The following is a 21,406-nucleotide window of genomic DNA, read 5'->3' on the forward strand; positions in this document are numbered from 1 at the left end:
GAACACAGGAGGACTGCGATGGTTGCCTTCAATCGACGTAACAAACGGGGCAGCAGCGGCAACGTGACGCATCTGCGCCCGTTCCGCCATAACCAGCTGCGCGGTGCCGAGGACTATGACGACGATGCCGCGGACGACCACGACATCGCTTATGAGCGCCAGCGGCCGCGCCGCCGCGGCATTTACCTGCTGCCCAATGCGTTCACCACCGCGGCGCTGTTCGCCGGCTTCTTCGCCATCGTGCAGGCGATGAACATGCGCTTTGACGTGGCCGCCATCGCGATCTTCGCGGCCATGGTGCTCGACGGCATGGACGGGCGCGTGGCGCGCATCACCAATACGCAGAGCGCGTTCGGCGAGCAGTATGACTCGCTGTCGGACATGACCTCGTTCGGCGTCGCGCCGGCGCTGGTGATGTACGAATGGATCCTGCATGACCTCGGCAAGTGGGGCTGGATCGCGGCCTTCGTCTACTGCACCTGCGCGGCGCTGCGGCTGGCGCGTTTCAACGCCAATATCGGCGTGGTCGACAAGCGCTTCTTCCAGGGCCTGCCCAGCCCGGCTGCCGCGGCACTGGTCGCCGGCTTTGTCTGGCTGGTGATCGACAACAAGCTGCCGGTCAAGGAACTGTGGATGCCGTGGGTGGCGTTCGGCATCACGCTGTACGCTGGGCTGTCGATGGTGTCCAATGCGCCGTTCTACAGCGGCAAGGCGCTGGATGTCCGCTACCGCGTGCCGTTCGGCATGATGGTGCTGGTCCTGGTGTTGTTCGTGGTGGTGTCGACCGATCCGCCGGTGGCGCTGTTCGGGCTGTTCGTCGCCTACGCGATCTCGGGTTACGTGCTGTGGGGCTGGCGTGCCCTGCACGGGCAGCCGGGCGGGGTCCGCAAGGCGCGCGAAAGCGGCAATGGCGGAAACGGCGGCAACGGTTGATGGTTGTGGGCAGGGAAGGGCGCTAAGGCGCCCTTCGTGCTTTCCCGGTTTCACAATTGTTTTTACGCCGCGGCCGCTGGCCGTGGCACTCTGCAGTGTTTTCCACTTACCGTCAGGAGGATGTCATGGGCATGTTCGACTTCATCAAGGAAGCGGGGGAAAAGCTGTTCGGCACCGGCGAGGCCAAGGCGGCGCAGCAGGCCGCGGCGGCGGATGCGTCGGCCGAGAAGGTCGATGCCGCCAACCGTGCCGCGGGCGATGCGATCGAGGCGTACATCAGGAAGATGGGGCTCGATGCCACCGGGCTGATGGTGCAGGTGGATGGCTCGCGGGGTCTGGTGACGGTGTTCGGCGTGGCGCCGGACCAGGCCACGCGCGAGAAGATCATCCTGTGCGCCGGCAATGTCGAGGGCGTGGACAAGGTCGAGGACAAGATGTCGGTGAACGTCGAGTCGGCAGAGTCGCAATGGCATACCGTGGTCAAGGGCGACACGCTGTGGGCGATCGCGCAGGCCGCTTATGGCAACGGTGCCGAGTACAACAAGATCTTCGAGGCCAACAAGCCGATGCTGTCGCATCCGGACAAGATTTACCCCGGCCAGAAGCTGCGCATCCCGCCCAAGGGTTGAGGCGAGGCGCGCACAGATCCGCGGGCGCGTGCGGCAAAACCCTGTATTGCACGGGCGCGCCAAACCGGCTATAGTCGCTCCCATGATTTCGCGCCAAGTCCTACTCGCCCGCACCACCCTAGGTGGCCTACTAGGCCATCAGGTCGGGACGCGCGCGCGCTGAGGACAACGCTACCCTTAGCGCGGAATCCGTAAGGAACACCAACGCCCCGGCCTGCTCGTGCACGCCGGGGCGTTTTGCATTCCACAGCCGTGGAGCGCGGAACAGGCGGTAAGCCCCGGACACAGCAGGCCGGGGACGGCACACCAGAAGCTACTCAGGAGCTCCACAAAATGTCTGACAAACTCATCATTTTCGACACCACCTTGCGTGACGGCGAGCAGTCGCCCGGCGCTTCCATGACCCGCGAGGAAAAGATCCGCATCGCGCGCCAGCTGGAACGCCTGAAGGTCGATGTGATCGAGGCCGGCTTTGCGGCCAGCTCGAACGGCGACTTCGAAGCCATCCGCTCGATCGCCCAGGTGGTGAAGGATTCGACCATCTGCTCGCTGGCCCGCGCCAACGACAAGGACATCGCCCGCGCGGCCGAAGCGCTCAAGCCCGCCAACTCGTTCCGCATCCACACCTTTATCGCCACGTCCGCGCTGCACATGGAGAAGAAGCTGCGCATGACGCCGGACCAGGTGTACGAGCAGGCTCGCCTGGCAGTGCGCTTTGCGCGCCAGTTCACCGACGATATCGAGTTCTCGCCGGAAGACGGCAGCCGCTCGGACATGGACTTCCTGTGCCGCGTGCTCGAAGGCGTGATCGCCGAGGGCGCGACCACCATCAACCTGCCGGACACCGTGGGTTATGCCGTGCCGGAGGGCTACGCGGCGCTGATCCGCTCGGTGCGCGAGCGCATCCCGAATTCGGACAAGGCGATCTGGTCGGTGCACTGCCATAACGATCTGGGCATGGCAGTGGCCAACTCGCTCGCCGCGGTCAAGCTGGGCGGTGCGCGCCAGGTCGAGTGCACCATCAACGGCCTGGGCGAGCGCGCCGGCAACACCAGCCTGGAAGAGGTGGTGATGGCGGTGAAGACCCGCCGCGACTACTTCGACCTGGACGTCGGCGTGGACACCACGCAGATCGTGCCGGCCTCCAAGCTGGTATCGCAGATCACCGGTTTCGTGGTGCAGCCGAACAAGGCCGTCGTCGGCGCCAACGCCTTCGCGCACGCCTCGGGCATCCACCAGGATGGCGTGCTCAAGGCGCGCGACACCTACGAGATCATGCGCGCGGAGGACGTGGGCTGGACCGCCAACAAGATCGTGCTGGGCAAGCTGTCGGGCCGCAATGCCTTCAAGCAGCGTCTGCAGGAACTCGGCATCGAGCTCGACAGCGAGAGCGAAGTCAATGCTGCCTTCACCCGCTTCAAGGAGCTGGCCGACCAGAAGGCCGAGATCTTCGATGAAGACATCATGGCCATCGTCTCTAACGAGGCCCAGCATGACGCGAACGAGCACTTCCGCTTCATCTCGCTGTCGCAGCGTTCCGAGACCGGTGAGCGCCCGCATGCACGCGTGGTGTTCAGCATGGACGGCCAGGAGCAGAGCGGCGAAGGCGAGGGCAACGGCCCGGTCGACGCCACGCTGCATGCGATCGAGTCGCGCGTGGCCAGCGGTGCCGAGATGGTGCTGTATTCGGTGAATGCGATCACCGGCGGCACCGAGGCCCAGGGCGAAGTGACCGTGCGCCTGTCCAAGGCCGGCCGCATCGTCAACGGCGTGGGGACCGACCCGGATATCGTCGCCGCCTCGGCCAAGGCCTACCTGGCCGCGTTGAACAAGCTGCACGACAAGGCCGTGCAGAAGATCAATCCGCAGATCTGACCAAGGCTTCTGCGTAAGACGGCGGACGGCTTACCCGGCCTGAGCGTACGGACCAAGCCCGCCATTCCCGACCCGGGGATGGCGGGCTTTTTCATGTGCGCCTGCCATCGCCCCTACCATCGGCGGAATCTTTCATCGGGGTCGTAGAGCGGGTCGGGCGTGATCTGGGTCCGGCGCAGGACGCCGGCATCGTCGAAATAGAAGTGGAACAGCGATGGCCATACGTCTTCATGGCGGAAGCGGTAGGACCAGACTTCATTGCGCATCCGCGGAAAATATTCGACCGGCAGGCGCGTCACGCCGAAATGCTCCGCCACATCCTCCCGGGTCCAGGTGCCGACCTGCGCCTTGTACAGCTCCGGCGTCGACAGCATATTGCGGAAGCTGGTGAGGTTGCCGTTGCGGTCGAACTCGGCGCCATAGGCGTACTGGCCCAGCGGCTGCTTGGAGTAGATCCAGCGCGAGGTCCCGTCGGGCAGGTTGTAGATATCGGTGGGCGGCCCGAACATGGCCTGGACCGCCGCCTTGGGCTGGCCGACAAGCTTGGTGCCTTCCTGGACCGGCATCAGCGTGGAGCAGGCGCAGAGCAGGGCGGCAGCAAGCGCCAGTAAGAACCGGCGGGCGCCGCCGGCGATTGCAGGGTTCATGACGGCCTCGGTCAATGCCTGGGTGATATCGAAAGTGTAGTTCTCCGCCTGCCTTGTGTGGTCCTGGCGCTGCTTTCCTCCGCTACTTCGCCGAATACGACGGCATTCGACGCGAATCGCGGCAGATGCAGTGGAGGCGGCCGTGATTTGCGCACTACCGGCGTGCTGCCGTACCATCCACCGCTTTCCGGGAGAGACTATGCAGGGTGTGGCGCGGTTGCGAGGTTGGCTGGGTGGCTTGTTGTTGGCAGTGGCGGCGGTTGTGCCGGCAGGCGCGTCCGCGCAGGAGCCGATCCGGCTGGGGATGATCGACGGCCTTTCCGGCCCGTTCGCCAACGCGGGCGAGGCGGTGGCGCGCAACCTGCGCCTGGCGATCGAGCGCGTCAATGCCCGCGGCGGCGTCAAGACCGCCGAGGGCGCGCGGCTCTTCGAGCTGGTGACATTCGACAGCAAGGGCAATGTCGACGAAAGCCTGATCCAGTTGCGCGCGCTGACCGACCGGCGCATTCCCTTCGTCCTGCAGGGCAACAGCTCGGCCGTGGCGGGCGCACTGGTTTCTGCCATCAACCGCCACAATGCGCGCCAGCCCGATGCGCGCGTGCTGTTCCTGAACTATTCGGCGGTCGATCCCAGCCTGACCAACGAGAACTGCAGCTTCTGGCATTTCCGTTTCGACGCCAGCGCCGACATGCGCATGCAGGCGCTGACCGAGGTGATCCGGCAGGACCAGTCCGTGCGCAAGGTCTACCTGATCGACCAGGACTACAGCTTCGGCCACCAGGTGGCGCGTTCGGCGCGCGAGATGCTGGCCGCGCGCCGACCGGACATCCAGATCGTCGGCGACGAATTCCATCCGATCGGCAAGATCAAGGATTTTGCCCCCTATATCGCCAAGATCAAGGCAAGCGGCGCGGACGCGGTCATCACCGGCAACTGGGGCAATGACCTGACCCTGATGGTCAAGGCCGCGCGCGAGGGCGGGCTGCAGGCCAAGTTCTACACCTTCTACGGCAACGGCCTGGGGGCGCCCGCGGCAATGGGCGATGCCGGCGTCGGCCGCGTGCTGGCCGTGGCCGAATGGCACCCGAACGTGGGTGGCGCTGCCTCGGATGCGTTTTACCAGCAGTTCCGCGCGCGTTACCCCGAGCCGAAGGACGATTACGTGCATCTGCGCATGCAGATGATGGTGGAAATGCTGGCGCGCGCCATCGAGAAAGCGGGCACCACCGATGCGGTCAAGGTGGCGCGGGCGCTGGAGAACATGCGCTACGTCAACGATTTCCATGAGGCCACCGTCCGCGCGGAGGACCACCAGGTACTGCAGCCGCTCTATGTGTCCGTGATGGACAAGCAGGGCGGTGCGGTGCGTTTCGATAACGAGGGCTCGGGCTACGGCTTCCGCACCGTGCGCAAGCTGAAGGCGGCGCAGACCACGCTGCCGACCACGTGCCGGATGGAGCGCCCTTGAGCCCCGGCAGGCTCCGCGGTTGCGATTCTCCTCGCGCGCCTTTTCGGCTATAATGCGCGGCTGTCGTCGACTGGCCCCTGGCCGGATGGCGGCAAATCCGTGACACGACGCATGCGGCGCATCCCGCGCTGTGGCGGTCGCAAGTGAAAGGAAATCATCATGGCAGTCGCCGATATCAACAAGTCCGAAGTCATCAAGCAGTTCGCCCGTGGCGCCAACGACACCGGCAGCCCCGAAGTGCAAGTGGCCCTGCTGACCACCCGCATCAACGAACTGACCCCGCACTTCAAGGCCAACATGAAGGATCACCACAGCCGCCGCGGCCTGCTGCGCATGGTGAGCCGCCGCCGCCGCCTGCTGGACTACCTCAAGTCCAACGACGCCGACCGCTACCGCGCCCTGATCGAAAAGCTGGGCCTGCGCAAGTAAGCTTGCGCAAGAGGTTGCGTACGATGGCAGCGCGATTCCTGGGTTTGCACGGTTTCGCGTGAGGCCTGGATGCCTGCTTCAGCATTGCTGGGGCAGGCATTTTGCTTTTCTGGCCGGGCGATTCCGCGCCGGCCGGGAATGCTGCAGGTGGTTGGAGTGATTTTCGCTTCACTGCTTCCGGCGAGGATTTCGATTCGCCGGACCCCGTTGCGGCAAGGCGCGCAACGGAGTAAGTTGTTCTTTTTTCTGGTTTTAGTATCCGGACCGGCCAAGGAAACGGGGCTTTGTGTCATTCCAGCGCGGCATCGGCAACAGTGCCGCGCTGGAATGGCATAGCACTTCCCTGCGACTGCAGCTGTCTCCGGCAGTTAGCCTGCGGCTGAGAACGCAGGCGTGGCACGCTGCGCAACGATCGCAAGCAGTGATCGCGGCGTGCACGCAAGACAAGGAATGCACATGTCCATGTTCAACAAGGTCGTCAAGGAATTCCAGTGGGGCCAGCACAAGGTCCGCATGGAAACCGGCGAAATCGCCCGCCAGGCCGGCGGTGCCGTGCTGGTCGATGTGGAAGACACCGTGGTGCTGGCGACCGTGGTCGCCGCCAAGAACCCGAAGCCGGGCCAGGATTTCTTCCCGCTGACCGTCGACTACATCGAGAAGACCTACGCGGCCGGCAAGATCCCCGGCGGCTTCTTCAAGCGTGAAGGCCGTCCGTCGGAAAACGAGACCCTGACCTCGCGCCTGATCGATCGTCCGCTGCGTCCGCTGTTCCCGGAAGGCTTCTACAACGAAGTGCAGGTGGTGGTGCACGTGGTGTCGCTGAACCCGGAAGTGCCGGCCGACATCCCCGCGCTGATCGGCGCGTCGGCCGCGCTGGCCGTGTCGGGCATCCCGTTCAGCGGCCCGGTGGGCGCCGCGCGCGTGGGCTACAAGGACGGCCAGTACCTGCTGAACCCGACCCGCTCGCAGATCGCCACCTCGGACCTGGACCTGGTGGTCGCCGGCACCGAGCGCGCCGTGCTGATGGTCGAATCGGAAGCCAACCAGCTTTCGGAAGACGTGATGCTGGGCGCCGTGGTCTATGGCCACGAGCAGATGCAGACCGCCATCAACGCCATCCATGAACTGGTGCGCGAAGGCGGCAAGCCCGAGTGGGACTGGACCGCGGCCGCCAAGAACGAGCCGCTGATCGCCAAGGTCACCGAAGTCGCGCTGCCGCTGCTGCAGGAGGCCTACCAGCTGCGCCAGAAGTCGGCCCGCAGCCAGAAGCTGAAGGAAGTGACGGCCAACGTGGCCGCCGCACTGGCCGAAGCCGGCGTGGAAGCCGACAAGGTGGAAGTCGGCAACATCATGTTCGACCTGGAAGCCAAGATCGTCCGCGGCCAGATCCTGAACGGCGAGCCGCGCATCGACGGCCGCGACACCCGCACCGTGCGCCCGATCGAGATCCGTTCGTCGGTGCTGCCGCGCGCGCACGGCTCGGCGCTGTTTACCCGCGGCGAGACGCAGGCGCTGGTGGTGGCCACGCTGGGCACCAAGAGCGACGAGCAGATCATCGACGCGCTGGCCGGCGAATACCGCGACCGCTTCATGCTCCACTACAACATGCCCCCGTTCGCCACCGGTGAAACCGGCCGCGTGGGCAGCCCGAAGCGCCGCGAAATCGGCCATGGCCGCCTGGCCAAGCGCGCACTGATCCCGGTGCTGCCGAAGGACGATGAGTTCGCGTACACCATCCGCCTGGTTTCGGAAATCACCGAATCCAACGGTTCGTCGTCGATGGCTTCGGTCTGCGGCGGCTGCCTGGCGCTGATGGATGCCGGCGTTCCGGTCAAGGCGCACGTGGCCGGCGTGGCCATGGGCCTGATCCTGGAAGGCAACAAGTTCGCCGTGCTGACCGACATCCTGGGCGATGAAGATCACCTGGGCGACATGGACTTCAAGGTGGCGGGTACCGACAACGGCATCACCGCGCTGCAGATGGACATCAAGGTCCAGGGCATCACCAAGGAGATCATGCAGGTCGCGCTGGCGCAGGCCAAGGAAGGCCGCCTGCACATCCTGTCGAACATGCAGCAAGCCATGGGCCACGCCCGCACCGAGCTGTCGGAGCACGCACCGCGCATGATCACCATGAAGATCCATCCGGACAAGATCCGCGAAGTGATCGGCAAGGGCGGCTCGACCATCCAGGCGCTGACCAAGGAAACCGGCACCACCATCGACATCCAGGAAGACGGCACCATCACCATCGCCTCGACCTCGACCGAAGGCATGGCCGAAGCCAAGCGCCGCATCGAGGGCATCACCGCGGAAGCCGAAGTGGGCAAGATCTACAACGGCACCGTGCTGAAGCTGCTGGACTTCGGCGCCATCGTCAACATCCTGCCGGGCAAGGATGGCCTGCTGCACATCTCGGAAATCGTCAACGAGCGTGTGAAGGACATCAAGGACTGGCTGAAGGAAGGCCAGCAGGTCCGCGTCAAGCTGATCCAGGCCGACGAGAAGGGCCGCCTGCGCCTGTCGCTGAAGGCCGCGCTGGCCGAAGAGGGCGGCAGCATCAGCCCGATCAACGCTGGCGAAGGCGCTGCCCCGGCAGCACCGGCCGGCGGCTCGGAGCAGCAGCAGTAAGCGGGGCAGTAATGTCCCACAGGTGCCGCCGCAAGGCGGTGCCGCGGAAAAACGGCCGGGCGATGCCCGGCCGTTTTTTTGTTTACACTGCGGCAACCCATCGAGCCCCCATCGAGCCAACGCTCACACCGAGCAAAGACAAGGAGCAAAGAAGCATGCAAGCCATCGAGATCCGCGAATACGGCGCCCCCGAAGTCCTCCAGCTGACCGAGCGGCCCGATCCGGTGCCCGCCCCGGGCGAGGTGCTGATCCGCGTGGCCGCCGCCGGCGTGAACCGCCCGGACGTATTCCAGCGCACCGGCAACTATCCGGTGCCGCCGGGCGCGTCGGACCTGCCTGGCCTGGAAGTGGCGGGCGTGGTGGTCGGTGGCGACCTGTCGCATGCCGACAACCGCTTCGGCCTCAAGGTGGGTGACCGCGTCTGCGCGCTGGTGCAGGGCGGCGGCTACGCGCAGTTGTGCACCGCGCCGCTGGCGCAGGTATTGCCGGCGCCCGATGGCCTGAGCGATATCGAAGCCGCCGCGCTGCCGGAGACCTTCTTTACGGTGTGGAGCAATGTGTTCGACCGCGGTTACCTGGGCCAGGGCCCGCGTGGCAAGGATGAAACGCTGCTGATCCAGGGCGGCTCCAGCGGCATCGGCACCACCGCGATCCAGATCGCCAAGGCGCTGGGCTTCAAGGTATTCGTCACCGCCGGCACCGATGAAAAATGCAAGGCCTGCGAGGACCTGGGCGCCGATCGCGCGATCAACTACAAGACCCAGGACTTCGTTGCCGAGGTGGCCGCGCTGACCGGCGGCAAGGGCGTCGACGTGATCCTCGACATGGTTGCCGGCCCGTACCTGGCGCGCGAGCTGAAGTGCATCGCCGACGATGGCCGCATCGTCATCATTGCGCTGCTAGGCGGCGCCAAGGCCGAGATCCCGCTCGGCGATATCCTGCGCCGCCGCATCACCGTGACCGGCTCGACGCTGCGTCCGCGGCCGGCCTCGTTCAAGGGCAAGATCGCCGCGGCGCTGCACGAGCAGGTGTGGCCGCTGCTGGCCGGCGGCAAGATCAAGCCGGTGATCCACCAGGTCTTTCCGGCCGCGCAGGCCGCCGACGCGCACCGCCTGATGGAGTCGAGCGAGCATATCGGCAAGATCGTGCTGACCTGGTGATGCCGTGCGCCGCCTGACGGCGCCGAAGTCACGCAGCAAAATGCCGCCGCCCGCCGTTGTCGGGCGGCGGTAGCCCCCGCCCCTGCCACACGCTACAATAGCGGGTTTGATTTTGGAGGGGCACCTCGTGAGACAAAAGCTCGTCATCGGCAATTGGAAGATGCATGGCAGCCTGGCTGCGAACGCGGCGCTGCTGGAGGGGATCAAGGGCGGCGTGGCGCGTGCGTCGCTGGCGGTGTGCGCACCGTTCCCCTATCTTGCACAATGCCAGGCGCTGCTGAACGGCTCGCAAGTGTCCTGGGGTGCACAGGATGTCTCGGCCGAAGCGCGTGGCGCTTTCACCGGTGAGGTTGCTGCCTCGATGTTGGGTGAGTTCGGCTGCACTTATGCCCTGGTCGGCCACTCGGAGCGCCGCACCTACCATGGCGAAACCGACCAGGTCGTGGCTGCCAAGGCGCTGCGCGCGCTGGAATTCGGTATCGTCCCCGTGGTCTGTGTCGGCGAAACGCTGGCCGAGCGCGAGGCCGATCAGACCGAGGCCGTCGTCGGCCGCCAGCTGCAGGCAGTGCTGGACGCGCTGTCGGCGGAGCAACTGAGCCGCGTGGTGCTGGCCTACGAGCCGGTCTGGGCGATCGGTACCGGCAAGACCGCGACCAGCGCGCAGGCGCAGGCCGTGCACGCTTTCCTGCGCGCCAAGGTTGCGGCGCGCGACGCCGGCGTGGCGCAGCGCATGGCCATCCTGTACGGCGGCAGCGTCAAGCCCGACAATGCGGCCGAACTGTTTTCCATGGCCGATATCGACGGGGGGCTGATTGGCGGCGCCTCGCTGAAGTCGGAAGATTTCCTCGCGATCGGCAACGCCTGAATGCCGGCCGTTCCGATCGTTCGGTTCGTTTCGATCAGGAAGTAACCAGGCAAGTAACGCTTATTTAAATCAAATGGCAATCTTCAAGACTTTGTTGGTGGTGTTGCAGGTGCTGTCGGCCCTGGGCGTGATTGGCCTGGTGCTGATCCAGCATGGCAAGGGCGCCGATGTGGGCGCGGCATTCGGCTCGGGCGCCTCGGGCAGCCTGTTCGGTGCCACCGGCTCGGCAAACTTCCTGTCGCGCACCACCGCCGTGCTGGCCACGCTGTTCTTCGTGTGCACGCTGGCGCTGACGCTGCTGGGCAACTACAAGCCCGCTGCGTCGCTGGGCGTGATGGGTGCCGCCCCGGCCTCGGCCCCGGCCACGGCAGGCGCATCGGCCCCGGCCGCTGCCCCGGCCGCTGCCCCGGCCGCCGCTGCTGACGCTTCGGCGCCCGCAGGTCCCGCTGTACCGAAATAATCCGATTGCCTTGCGGCGGATTCCTGAGTTTTTTTGCAGTTGTGCGTTGAACAAAGCAAGAAATTTAGGTTAGAATGCAAGGCTTGAAACGATTCCCCAGCGATGGGGCTTAAGCGAAGGCAAACGCCCCAGCGAGAGTCCTGAAGGGCCTGAAAACCCGGCGCCAGGCAATATTGTTTCTCCCCCAGCCGACGTGGTGAAATTGGTAGACACGCTATCTTGAGGGGGTAGTGGCGAAAGCTGTGCGAGTTCGAGTCTCGCCGTCGGCACCAAACAACTTGATCGGAGTCCCTGGCCGGGCAATGCACCCGAGCGTGGGACTCCGGCAGTCCGCAAGGCGGCGCGCCATGATTCTCGTGGCTTAGCGCCTGGGGTGGGCAACAGGACGCCGCTTCAGCTGGTGCTGTTGACAACATTCCAGATAAGGCTGGCCGTACCTTGAATCTCGAAGCCTACTTCCCCGTTCTCATCTTCATCATCTTCGGTGTCGTGCTCGGCGTGGCACTGATGTCGATTGGTCGGATCCTCGGTCCGAACAAGCCCGATCCCGCGAAGCTGTCGCCGTACGAGTGCGGCTTCGAAGCATTCGAGGATGCGCGCATGAAGTTCGACGTGCGCTACTACCTCATCGCCATCCTTTTTATCCTGTTCGATCTCGAAACCGCCTTCCTGTTTCCCTGGGGTGTTGCCCTGAGGGATATCGGCTGGCCGGGTTTCATCGCCATGGGCGTGTTTCTGCTGGAATTCATCGTGGGCTTCGTCTACATCTGGAAAAAGGGCGCGCTCGATTGGGAGTGATGTGAAATGGCAATCGAAGGCGTTCTCAACGAAGGCTTTGTCACGACTACCGCTGACAAGCTGATCAATTGGACCCGCACCGGGTCGCTGTGGCCGATGACCTTCGGCCTGGCCTGCTGTGCCGTGGAAATGATGCATGCCGGCGCGGCGCGCTATGACCTGGACCGCTTCGGCGTGGTGTTCCGCCCGTCGCCGCGCCAGTCGGACGTGATGATCGTGGCCGGCACGCTGTGCAACAAGATGGCCCCCGCGCTGCGCAAGGTCTACGACCAGATGGCGGAACCGCGCTGGGTGATCTCGATGGGCTCGTGCGCCAACGGCGGCGGCTACTACCACTATTCGTACTCGGTGGTGCGTGGCTGCGACCGGATCGTGCCGGTGGATATCTACGTGCCGGGCTGCCCGCCGACGGCCGAGGCGCTGATCTACGGCGTGATCCAGCTGCAGAACAAGATCAAGCGTACCAACACCATCGCGCGCAAGGGCTGAAATGGCGAAGCTCGACATCCTGAAGGCCGCGCTCGAGAAGGCTCTCGGCAAGCGCGTGCAGAAACTGATCGAGGCGACCGGCGAACTGACGCTGATCGTCAAGGCCGACGACTACCTGGAAGCCGCCCGCATCCTGCGCGACGATCCCTCGCTGCGCTTCGAGCAGCTGATCGACCTGTGCGGCGTGGATTATTCCGACTTCGGCGACGGCGCCTGGGACGGCCCGCGCTTTGCCGCCGTCTCGCACCTGCTGTCGATCACCCACAACTGGCGCCTGCGCCTGCGCGTGTTCGCCCCGGATGACGATTTCCCGGTGGTGGCCAGCCTGATCGACGTGTGGAACTCGGTGAACTGGTTCGAGCGCGAAGCCTTCGATTTCTACGGCATCGTGTTCGACGGCCACCCGGACCTGCGCCGCATCCTGACCGACTACGGTTTCGTCGGCCACCCGTTCCGCAAGGATTTCCCGGTCTCCGGCTTTGTCGAAATGCGCTACGACCCCGAACAGAAGCGGGTCATCTACCAGCCGGTCACGATCGAGCCGCGCGAAATCACGCCGCGCGTGATCCGCGAGGACAAGTACGGCGGTTTGGAGCACTGAGAACGCGCCATGGCAGACATCAAGAATTACACCCTGAACTTCGGCCCGCAGCACCCGGCCGCACACGGCGTGCTGCGCCTGGTGCTGGAGCTGGATGGCGAAGTCATCCAGCGCGCCGACCCGCACATCGGCCTGCTGCACCGTGCCACCGAGAAGCTGGCCGAACAGAAGTCCTGGATCCAGAGCGTGCCCTACATGGACCGTCTCGACTACGTGTCGATGATGTCCAACGAGCATGCCTACGTGATGGCGATCGAGCGCCTGCTGGGCCTGGAAGTACCGGTCCGCGCGCAGTACATCCGCGTGATGTTCGACGAGATCACCCGCATCATGAACCACCTGATGTGGATCGGTGCGCACGCTCTCGACGTTGGCGCGATGGCGGTGTTCCTGTACGCCTTCCGCGAGCGCGAAGACCTGTTCGACATGTACGAGGCGGTGTCGGGCGCGCGCATGCACGCGGCCTACTATCGTCCGGGCGGCGTCTACCGCGACCTGCCTGACACGATGCCGCAATATCGTGCCTCGAAGATCCACAATGAGCGCGCCATCAAGGCGATGAACGAAGCGCGTTCGGGCTCGCTGCTGGACTTCATCGAGGACTTCACCAACCGCTTCCCGAAGTACGTCGACGAGTACGAGACGCTGCTGACCGACAACCGGATCTGGAAGCAGCGCCTGGTCAACATCGGCGTGGTCAGCCCGGAACGTGCGATGCAGATGGGCTTTACCGGCCCGATGCTGCGCGGCTCGGGCATCGAGTGGGACCTGCGCAAGAAGCAGCCGTACGAGGTCTACGACAAGATGGACTTCGACGTGCCGGTGGGCGTGGGCGGCGACTGCTACGCGCGCTACCTGGTGCGCGTGGAAGAGATGCGCCAGTCCAACCGCATCATCAGGCAGTGCATCGAATGGCTGCGCCGCAACCCGGGCCCGGTGATCACCGATAACCACAAGGTGGCGCCGCCCTCGCGCGTGGACATGAAGTCCAACATGGAAGAACTGATCCACCACTTCAAGCTGTTCACTGAAGGCATCCACGTGCCCGAAGGCGAAGCGTATGCAGCGGTGGAGCACCCGAAGGGCGAGTTCGGCATCTACGCGATCTCGGACGGCGCGAACAAGCCGTACCGCCTGAAGATCCGTGCGCCTGGCTTCCCGCACCTGGCCGCGCTGGACGAAATGGCCAAGGGACACATGATTGCTGACGCGGTAACGATCATCGGCACGCAAGACATCGTCTTCGGCGAGATCGACCGCTAATCACGGACCGCCGGCCCGGACGACGATCCGGGCGCTTTCCGAGGTGCTCCGCCGAGCGGAGCGGCCCGGAAGACCCGCGGCGGACCGGCAAGGCCTAAGGCCCGCCGGCGGAACGGCAGCGACGGCTGCAAACCTGCGGATGGACGCCCAGTGGCGCTGCCTCCGCCGTTTTACTGCAATGACCATGCTATCAGCAGAAGCTCTCAAGGAAATCGATCGCGCGATCGCGAAGTATCCGGCCGACCAGAAGCAGTCGGCCGTGATGGCGGCGCTTGCCGTGGCACAGGGCGAGGTGGGCTGGGTTTCCCCCGAAGTCATGCAGTTCGTCGCCAACTACCTCGAGATGCCGCCCGTGTGGGTGGAAGAGGTGGCGACCTTCTACAACATGTACGACACCAAGCCGGTGGGCAAATTCAAGCTCGCCGTCTGCACCAACCTGCCGTGCGCCCTGTCGGGTGGCGAGCGGGCTGGCGAGTACCTGAAGCGCAAGCTCGGGATCGACTACAACGAGACCACCGCTGACGGCTGCTTCACCCTGAAAGAGGGCGAGTGCATGGGCGCTTGCGGCGACGCGCCGGTGATGATCGTCAACAACACCCGCATGTGCAGCTTCATGAGCGACAACAAGCTCGACGCGCTTGTCGACGAGCTGAAGGCTGAAGCCGCCAAGGGGGGCAAGTAACATGACCAGTCTGCACGACCGCCATATCCAGCCGCTGATCCTGGCCGGCCTGGACGGCAAGAATTGGCACCTGGAAGACTACGTCAAGCGTGGCGGCTACCAGCAACTGAAGCGCATCCTGACCGAAAAGATCCCGCCCGAGCAGGTGATCGCCGACGTCAAGGTCTCGGGCCTGCGTGGCCGCGGCGGCGCGGGCTTCCCGACCGGCCTGAAGTGGAGCTTCATGCCGCGCACGTTCCCGGGCCAGAAGTACCTGGTCTGCAACACCGATGAAGGCGAGCCTGGCACGTTCAAGGATCGCGACATCATCCGCTACAACCCGCATTCGCTGATCGAGGGCATGGCCATCGGCGCGTACGCGATGGGCATCACCGTGGGCTACAACTACATCCACGGCGAGATCTGGAACGAGTACAAGATCTTCGAGGAAGCCCTCGAAGAGGCGCGTGCTGCCGGCTTCCTGGGCGACAACATCCTGGGCTCGGGCTTCAGCTTCCAGCTGCACGCCCACCACGGCTATGGCGCCTACATCTGCGGCGAGGAAACCGCGCTGCTGGAATCGCTGGAAGGCAAGAAGGGCCAGCCGCGCTTCAAGCCGCCGTTCCCGGCCAGCTTCGGCCTGTATGGCAAGCCGACCACCATCAACAACACTGAGACCTTCGCCGCGGTGCCGTTCCTGCTGGCCGTCGGTCCCGAGAACTACCTGAAGCTGGGCAAGCCGAACAACGGCGGCACCAAGATCTTCTCGGTCTCCGGCGATGTCGAGCGTCCCGGCAACTACGAGATCCCGCTGGGCACGCCGTTCGCCAAGCTGCTGGAACTGGCCGGCGGCATGCGCGGCGGCAAGCGCATCAAGGCGGTGATCCCGGGCGGTTCGTCCGCGCCGGTGGTGCCGGGCGACCTGATGATGGCGTCCGACATGGACTACGACTCGATCGCCAAGGCCGGCTCGATGCTGGGCTCGGGCGCGGTGATCGTGATGGACGAGACGCGCTGCATGGTCCGCTCGCTGCTGCGCCTGTCGTACTTCTATTTTGAGGAATCGTGCGGGCAGTGCACGCCGTGCCGCGAAGGCACCGGCTGGCTGTATCGCATGGTCAATCGCATCGAACACGGAGAAGGGCGCCAGGAAGACCTGGACCTGCTCAACAACGTCGCGGAAAACATCATGGGCCGCACCATCTGCGCGCTCGGCGATGCCGCGGCGATGCCGGTCCGCGGCATGCTCAAGCACTACTGGAAAGAGTTCGAATATCACGTCGAACACAAGCAGTGCATGGTTCCGGCCTACATCTAAGCGTGGCAGAACATGGTTGAACTAGAGATCGACGGCAAGAAGGTTGAGGTTGCTGAGGGCAGCCTGGTGATGGAAGCGGCCCGCAAGCTGGGCACCTACATCCCGCACTTCTGCTACCACCGCAAACTGTCCATCGCGGCCAACTGCCGCATGTGCCTGGTCGAGGTCGAGAAGGCCCCGAAGGCGCTGCCTGCCTGCGCCACGCCGGTGACCCCCGGCATGAAGGTCTTCACCAATTCGGAGAAGGCAGTCAAGGCGCAGAAGTCCGTGATGGAATTCCTGCTGATCAACCACCCGCTGGATTGCCCGATCTGCGATCAGGGCGGCGAGTGCCAGCTGCAGGACCTGGCCGTGGGCTACGGTGCCTCGGAGTCGCGCTACAAGGAAGAGAAGCGCGTGGTGTTCCACAAGAACGTGGGCCCGCTGATCTCCATGGAGGAGATGACCCGCTGCATCCACTGCACCCGCTGCGTGCGCTTCGGCCAGGAAGTGGCCGGCGTGATGGAACTGGGCATGCTCAACCGCGGCGAGCACTCGGAGATCACCACCTTCGTCGGCAAGACGGTTGACTCGGAACTGTCGGGCAACATGATCGACCTGTGCCCGGTCGGCGCGCTGACCAGCAAGCCGTTCCGCTACTCGGCCCGCACCTGGGAACTGGCCCGCCGCAAGTCGGTTTCGCCGCACGACGGCCTGGGCGCGAACCTGGTGGTGCAGACCAAGAACCAGCGCGTGATGCGCGTGCTGCCGCTGGAAAACGAAGACATCAACGAGTGCTGGATCTCCGACAAGGACCGCTTCTCGTATGAAGGCCTGAACAGTGCCGACCGCCTGACCCGCCCGCTGCTGAAGCAGGGCGGCGAATGGATGGAAACCGACTGGCAGACCGCGCTGGAATACGTGGCCAATGGCCTGGCTGGCATCAAGCGCGAGCATGGCGCCGACCAGATCGCCGCGCTGGCCAGCCCGCACAGCACGCTGGAAGAACTGTTCCTGCTGGGCAAGCTGGTGCGTGGCCTGGGCAGCGACAACGTCGACTTCCGCCTGCGCCAGTCCGACTTCTCGGCCGCGCTGAAGGGCGCGCCGTGGCTCGGCCTGCCGGTGGCCGACGTCACCGCGCTGCAACGCGTGCTGGTAATCGGCTCGTCGCTGCGCAAGGATCATCCGCTGCTGGCTTCGCGCCTGCGCCAGGCGACCAAGAAGGGCGCCCGCGTGGCCGTGCTGGGTGCCGGCGGTGAAGACCTGCTGATGCCGGCGACCCGCATCGACGTGGCGCCGTCCGGCTGGACTGCCGCGCTCGCCGGCGTGGCCCGTGCCGTGGCCGCCGCCAAGGGCGTCGCCGCCCCGGCCGGCACCGATGGTTTCGATGGTGGCGACACCGCCGCCAAGGTGGCGGAAGCGCTGCTGCAGGGCGAGCGCCGTGCCGTGTTCCTCGGCAACGAGGCCGCGCGTCATCCGCAGTTCTCGGCGCTGCATGCGCTGGCACAGTGGATCGCCACCGAGACCGGCGCGACGCTGGGCTTCCTGACCGAAGCGGCCAACACCGTCGGCGGCTACATCGCCGGCGCGCTGCCGAAGCAAGGCGGCGCCAACGCGCAGGCAATGCTGGACACGCCGCGCAAGGCCTACATCTTGCTGAACACCGAGCCGGAATTCGACACCGCCGATCCGGGCAAGGCCCTGGCTGCACTGTCGCAGGCCAACACGGTGGTGGTGCTGTCGCCGTTCCGTTCGGAAGCTGCCATGCAGTACGCCGACGTGATCCTGCCGGTAGCGCCGTTCACCGAAACTTCGGGCACCTTCGTCAACTGCGAAGGCAAGGCACAGAGTTTCAACGGCGTGGTTCGCGCACTGGGCGAGTCGCGTCCGGGCTGGAAGGTGCTGCGCGTGCTGGGCAACCTGCTGGACGTTGCCGGCTTCGACTACGAAACCGCCGAGTCGGTCCGTGCCGAAGTGCTGTCGGCCCCGGTCGAGGCACAGCTGGACAATGCCACCGACGCGCCGATCCGCGTTGCCGCCGCTGCCGCCAACGGCATCGAACGCATCGCCGACGTGCCGATCTACCACGCCGACCCGATCGTGCGCCGCGCCGACTCGCTGCAGCTGACCGCTGCCGCGCGCCGCGCCATGCAGATCGCGCTGCCGGCCGACCTGTTTGCGCGCCTGGGCATCCAGTCGGGCGACCCGGTCCGCGTCACGCAAGGGCAGGGCAGCGTGGTGCTGCCGGCCGTGCTCGAAGCCACGCTGCCGGCTAACACCGTGCGCGTGCCGGCGGCAACGCCGGCGGCCATGGGCCTGGGCGGCATGTTCGGCACGGTCACCGTAGAGAAGGCCATCGACCTGGCACCGGCCAAAGCCGGCGCCGTGGCCACGGCGTAAGAACAAGAGCGAGAAGAAGACATGATTGACTGGATTACCTCGCAAGGGCAGGGCGTACTGGGCGCGTACTGGACGCCGCTGTGGATCCTGATCCGCGCCGTGCTGATCGTGGTGCCCCTGCTGCTGTGCGTGGCTTACCTGATCCTGTGGGAGCGCAAGCTGATCGGCTGGATGCACGTGCGTCTGGGCCCGAACCGCGTCGGCCCGCTCGGCCTGCTGCAGCCGATCGCCGACGTGCTGAAGCTGCTGCTCAAGGAAGTCATGATGCCGACGCAGGTCAGCCGCGGCATGTACCTGATCGCGCCGCTGATGGTGCTGATGCCTGCCGTCGCGGTCTGGGCCGTGATTCCGTTCCAGGCCGATGTGGTGATGGCGGACGTCAACGCCGGCCTGCTGTACGTGATGGCGATCAGCTCGGTCGGCGTCTACGGCGTGATCCTGGCCGGCTGGGCCTCGAACTCCAAGTACGCCTTTATCGGCGCCATGCGTGCCGCGGCACAGATGGTGTCGTATGAAATCGCCATGGGCTTCGCGCTGGTGACGGTGCTGATGGTTGCCGGCAGCCTGAACCTGTCGGCCATCGTCAACGGCCAGAACACCGGCTACTTCGCCGACATGGGCATCAACATCCTGTCGTGGAACTGGCTGCCGCTGCTGCCGATGTTCGGTGTCTACTTCATCTCGGGCGTGGCCGAAACCAACCGCCACCCGTTCGACGTGGTGGAAGGCGAGTCGGAGATCGTGGCCGGCCACATGATCGAATATTCGGGCATGGGCTTCGCGCTGTTCTTCCTGGCCGAATACATCAACATGATCATCATCTCGGCGATGACCTCGTTGATGTTCCTGGGCGGCTGGGCACCTCCGTTCTCGAGCGTGATCACCAACGCGGTCCCCGGCTTCTTCTGGCTGTTGATCAAGGTTTTCCTGCTGCTGTCGGTCTTTATCTGGCTCCGCGCCTCGTTCCCGCGCTACCGCTATGACCAGATCATGCGCCTGGGCTGGAAGGTGTTCATTCCGCTGACCGTGGCGTGGCTGATCATCGTGGCGATCTGGATCAAGTCGCCCTGGAACATCTGGCATTGAACGGCCAAAGGACAGTGCGTGCCGCGGCACGCACCGTTTGGAAATACTAGGAAGCAATCGTCATGCTGCTCGCCATCAAGGACTTCTTCAACAGCCTGCTCCTGAAGGAACTCTTCAAGGGCATGGCCGTGACCGGCCGCTATCTCTTCGCGCGCAAGATCACTGTCCAGTTCCCGGAAGAGAAAACGCCGATCTCGCCGCGCTTCCGTGGCCTGCACGCGCTGCGCCGCTATCCGAACGGCGAAGAGCGCTGCATTGCCTGCAAGCTGTGTGAAGCGGTGTGCCCGGCGCTGGCCATCACCATCGAGTCGGACGTGCGCAACGATGGCACGCGCCGCACCACCCGCTACGACATCGACCTGACCAAGTGCATCTTCTGCGGTTTCTGCGAAGAGGCCTGCCCGGTCGACGCCATCGTGGAAACGCAGATCCTGGAGTACCACGGCGAGAAGCGCGGCGACCTGTACTTCACCAAGGACATGCTGCTGGCAGTGGGCGACCGCTACGAGCCGCAGATCGCGGCGGCCAAGGCTGCCGACGCCAAGTATCGCTGACCGGCGCATGCGCCAAACGGCAGGGCGGCCACCAGTAACAGACCTGGCTGCTTCTGCCACCGAATTTGAATACGGTCCCTTCAATGCGAGGGGCCAAAGCAAGGATGCCGCAGGAGCGGGCCACCCGAAGGGGAAGGCTTGTGCCGGACGGCCCTGAGAGGATCCGATAGGAACCATGGAACTCACGACCACCATCTTCTATGTCTTTGCGCTGGTGCTGGTGCTCTCCGCACTGAAAGTCATCACTGCGAAGAACCCGGTGCATTCCGCACTGTTCCTCGTGCTGTCGTTCTTCACGGCAGCCGCGATCTGGATGCTGCTCAAGGCGGAATTCCTCGCCATCCTGCTGGTGCTGGTCTATGTCGGCGCGGTGATGGTGCTGTTCCTGTTCGTGGTGATGATGATCGATATCGACATCGAGCACCTGCGCCGCGATTTCTGGACCTACGTGCCGATGGCCTCGGTGGTGGGCGCGCTGATCATCGCCGAGATGGCGATCGTGCTGGTGCGCAACTTCATCGGCACCACCACGCCGGTGGCCGCCAGCGGTTCGCAGGAGCCGGGCTACTCGAACAGCGCCGCGCTCGGCAAGCTGATCTACACCGACTACATCTACGCCTTCGAAGTGGCCGGCATCATCCTGCTGGTGGCCATCATCGCCGCCGTGGCGCTGACCCTGCGCCGCCGCAAGGACACCAAGGCCCAGGACGTATCGGCGCAGCTGCGTACCCGCCGCGACGAGCGCGTGCGCCTGGTGCCGATGCAGGCCGATGTCCAGAACCCGCAGACGGAAGCCGCGGCTGCCGCCAATAAGAACTAAAGCCCGGAGAAACGCTGTGCTCTCTCTCGCCCACTTCCTCGTGCTCGGTGCGATCCTGTTTGCGATCAGCATCGTCGGCATCTTCCTGAACCGCAAGAACGTGATCGTGCTGCTGATGGCGATCGAACTGATGCTGCTTGCGGTGAACATCAACTTCGTCGCCTTCTCGCATTACCTGGGCGACCTGGCTGGTCAGGTTTTCGTTTTCTTCATCCTTACGGTGGCCGCCGCCGAGTCGGCAATCGGTCTGGCAATCCTGGTCGTGCTGTTCCGCAACCTGGATACGATCAACGTGGACGACATGGACACCCTGAAGTACTGATCCGTGCCGCACTACGCA

At 64.8% G+C, this 21,406-nt stretch carries 21 protein-coding genes and 1 tRNA gene; 21 read left to right on the forward strand and 1 reads right to left on the reverse strand.

The window, feature by feature from the left end:
• Positions 1–18: 18 nt before the first annotated feature.
• The 3 genes from pssA (at position 19) to AC5WJ1_RS04620 (ending at position 3,437) form a co-directional block, all read left to right on the forward strand.
• The gene (pssA, locus tag AC5WJ1_RS04610; RefSeq protein WP_133094154.1) at positions 19–933 is read left to right on the forward strand and encodes a CDP-diacylglycerol--serine O-phosphatidyltransferase; all 915 of its coding nucleotides are present in this window, start codon (positions 19–21) and stop codon (positions 931–933) included.
• Between the two features lie 125 nt (positions 934–1,058).
• Positions 1,059–1,562, forward strand: coding sequence for a peptidoglycan-binding protein LysM (gene lysM, locus AC5WJ1_RS04615; RefSeq protein WP_135704878.1), 504 nt, complete (start codon positions 1,059–1,061; stop codon positions 1,560–1,562).
• Between the two features lie 333 nt (positions 1,563–1,895).
• Positions 1,896–3,437, forward strand: coding sequence for a 2-isopropylmalate synthase (locus AC5WJ1_RS04620; RefSeq protein ID WP_063241466.1), 1,542 nt, complete (start codon positions 1,896–1,898; stop codon positions 3,435–3,437).
• A gap of 113 nt (positions 3,438–3,550) precedes the next feature.
• On the opposite strand, the gene AC5WJ1_RS04625 is transcribed toward AC5WJ1_RS04620, so the two are convergent.
• On the reverse strand, positions 3,551–4,084 hold the full coding sequence (locus tag AC5WJ1_RS04625; RefSeq protein ID WP_133094156.1) for a hypothetical protein: 534 nt from the start codon (positions 4,082–4,084) through the stop codon (positions 3,551–3,553).
• 199 nt (positions 4,085–4,283) lie between these two features.
• Between AC5WJ1_RS04625 and AC5WJ1_RS04630 the strand changes: the two genes are divergently transcribed.
• The 18 genes from AC5WJ1_RS04630 (at position 4,284) to nuoK (ending at position 21,388) form a co-directional block, all read left to right on the forward strand.
• Positions 4,284–5,552 carry a branched-chain amino acid ABC transporter substrate-binding protein gene (locus AC5WJ1_RS04630; protein ID WP_135704879.1) on the forward strand — a complete coding sequence of 423 codons (1,269 nt, stop codon included), beginning with the start codon at positions 4,284–4,286 and terminating at the stop codon, positions 5,550–5,552.
• Between the two features lie 159 nt (positions 5,553–5,711).
• Positions 5,712–5,981 carry a 30S ribosomal protein S15 gene (rpsO, locus tag AC5WJ1_RS04635; RefSeq protein ID WP_010809136.1) on the forward strand — a complete coding sequence of 90 codons (270 nt, stop codon included), beginning with the start codon at positions 5,712–5,714 and terminating at the stop codon, positions 5,979–5,981.
• A gap of 456 nt (positions 5,982–6,437) precedes the next feature.
• Positions 6,438–8,612 carry a polyribonucleotide nucleotidyltransferase gene (gene pnp / locus AC5WJ1_RS04640; RefSeq protein ID WP_133094158.1) on the forward strand — a complete coding sequence of 725 codons (2,175 nt, stop codon included), beginning with the start codon at positions 6,438–6,440 and terminating at the stop codon, positions 8,610–8,612.
• Positions 8,613–8,767: 155 nt separating this feature from the next.
• A complete protein-coding gene (locus AC5WJ1_RS04645) occupies positions 8,768–9,772 on the forward strand; it encodes an NAD(P)H-quinone oxidoreductase (protein WP_195428137.1) in 1,005 nt (334 codons plus the stop codon).
• Between the two features lie 160 nt (positions 9,773–9,932).
• Positions 9,933–10,637 (forward strand): triose-phosphate isomerase, encoded by a 705-nt coding sequence (gene tpiA, locus AC5WJ1_RS04650; protein ID WP_240745985.1) that lies wholly within the window; start codon positions 9,933–9,935, stop codon positions 10,635–10,637.
• Positions 10,638–10,710: 73 nt separating this feature from the next.
• On the forward strand, positions 10,711–11,097 hold the full coding sequence (secG, locus tag AC5WJ1_RS04655; protein WP_195428135.1) for a preprotein translocase subunit SecG: 387 nt from the start codon (positions 10,711–10,713) through the stop codon (positions 11,095–11,097).
• Between the two features lie 187 nt (positions 11,098–11,284).
• Positions 11,285–11,369: transfer RNA gene (locus AC5WJ1_RS04660), tRNA-Leu, on the forward strand.
• A gap of 166 nt (positions 11,370–11,535) precedes the next feature.
• Positions 11,536–11,895, forward strand: coding sequence for an NADH-quinone oxidoreductase subunit A (locus AC5WJ1_RS04665; protein WP_010809131.1), 360 nt, complete (start codon positions 11,536–11,538; stop codon positions 11,893–11,895).
• A 6-nt stretch (positions 11,896–11,901) separates the two neighbouring features.
• On the forward strand, positions 11,902–12,384 hold the full coding sequence (locus AC5WJ1_RS04670) for a NuoB/complex I 20 kDa subunit family protein (protein WP_011297145.1): 483 nt from the start codon (positions 11,902–11,904) through the stop codon (positions 12,382–12,384).
• A 1-nt stretch (position 12,385) separates the two neighbouring features.
• Positions 12,386–12,985, forward strand: a complete 600-nt coding sequence (locus tag AC5WJ1_RS04675) for an NADH-quinone oxidoreductase subunit C (protein WP_133094162.1) — start codon at positions 12,386–12,388, stop codon at positions 12,983–12,985.
• A gap of 9 nt (positions 12,986–12,994) precedes the next feature.
• Complete coding sequence (locus AC5WJ1_RS04680; protein ID WP_135704881.1) at positions 12,995–14,248, forward strand: NADH-quinone oxidoreductase subunit D; 1,254 nt, start codon at positions 12,995–12,997, stop codon at positions 14,246–14,248.
• Positions 14,249–14,432: 184 nt separating this feature from the next.
• A complete protein-coding gene (gene nuoE / locus AC5WJ1_RS04685; protein WP_133094164.1) occupies positions 14,433–14,930 on the forward strand; it encodes an NADH-quinone oxidoreductase subunit NuoE in 498 nt (165 codons plus the stop codon).
• Position 14,931: 1 nt separating this feature from the next.
• The gene (nuoF, locus tag AC5WJ1_RS04690) at positions 14,932–16,227 is read left to right on the forward strand and encodes an NADH-quinone oxidoreductase subunit NuoF (RefSeq protein WP_133094165.1); all 1,296 of its coding nucleotides are present in this window, start codon (positions 14,932–14,934) and stop codon (positions 16,225–16,227) included.
• Positions 16,228–16,239: 12 nt separating this feature from the next.
• Entirely contained in the window at positions 16,240–18,606 is a 2,367-nt protein-coding gene (gene nuoG / locus AC5WJ1_RS04695) for an NADH-quinone oxidoreductase subunit NuoG (RefSeq protein WP_195428133.1), read from the forward strand.
• A 21-nt stretch (positions 18,607–18,627) separates the two neighbouring features.
• A complete protein-coding gene (nuoH, locus tag AC5WJ1_RS04700) occupies positions 18,628–19,692 on the forward strand; it encodes an NADH-quinone oxidoreductase subunit NuoH (RefSeq protein WP_135704882.1) in 1,065 nt (354 codons plus the stop codon).
• 62 nt (positions 19,693–19,754) lie between these two features.
• Positions 19,755–20,246 (forward strand): NADH-quinone oxidoreductase subunit NuoI, encoded by a 492-nt coding sequence (gene nuoI / locus AC5WJ1_RS04705; protein WP_042884667.1) that lies wholly within the window; start codon positions 19,755–19,757, stop codon positions 20,244–20,246.
• Between the two features lie 175 nt (positions 20,247–20,421).
• The gene (locus tag AC5WJ1_RS04710; RefSeq protein ID WP_135704883.1) at positions 20,422–21,066 is read left to right on the forward strand and encodes an NADH-quinone oxidoreductase subunit J; all 645 of its coding nucleotides are present in this window, start codon (positions 20,422–20,424) and stop codon (positions 21,064–21,066) included.
• A gap of 16 nt (positions 21,067–21,082) precedes the next feature.
• Entirely contained in the window at positions 21,083–21,388 is a 306-nt protein-coding gene (gene nuoK / locus AC5WJ1_RS04715) for an NADH-quinone oxidoreductase subunit NuoK (protein ID WP_029044763.1), read from the forward strand.
• Positions 21,389–21,406: the final 18 nt, after the last annotated feature.

This window comes from Cupriavidus sp. MEYA8, from assembly GCF_059278825.1.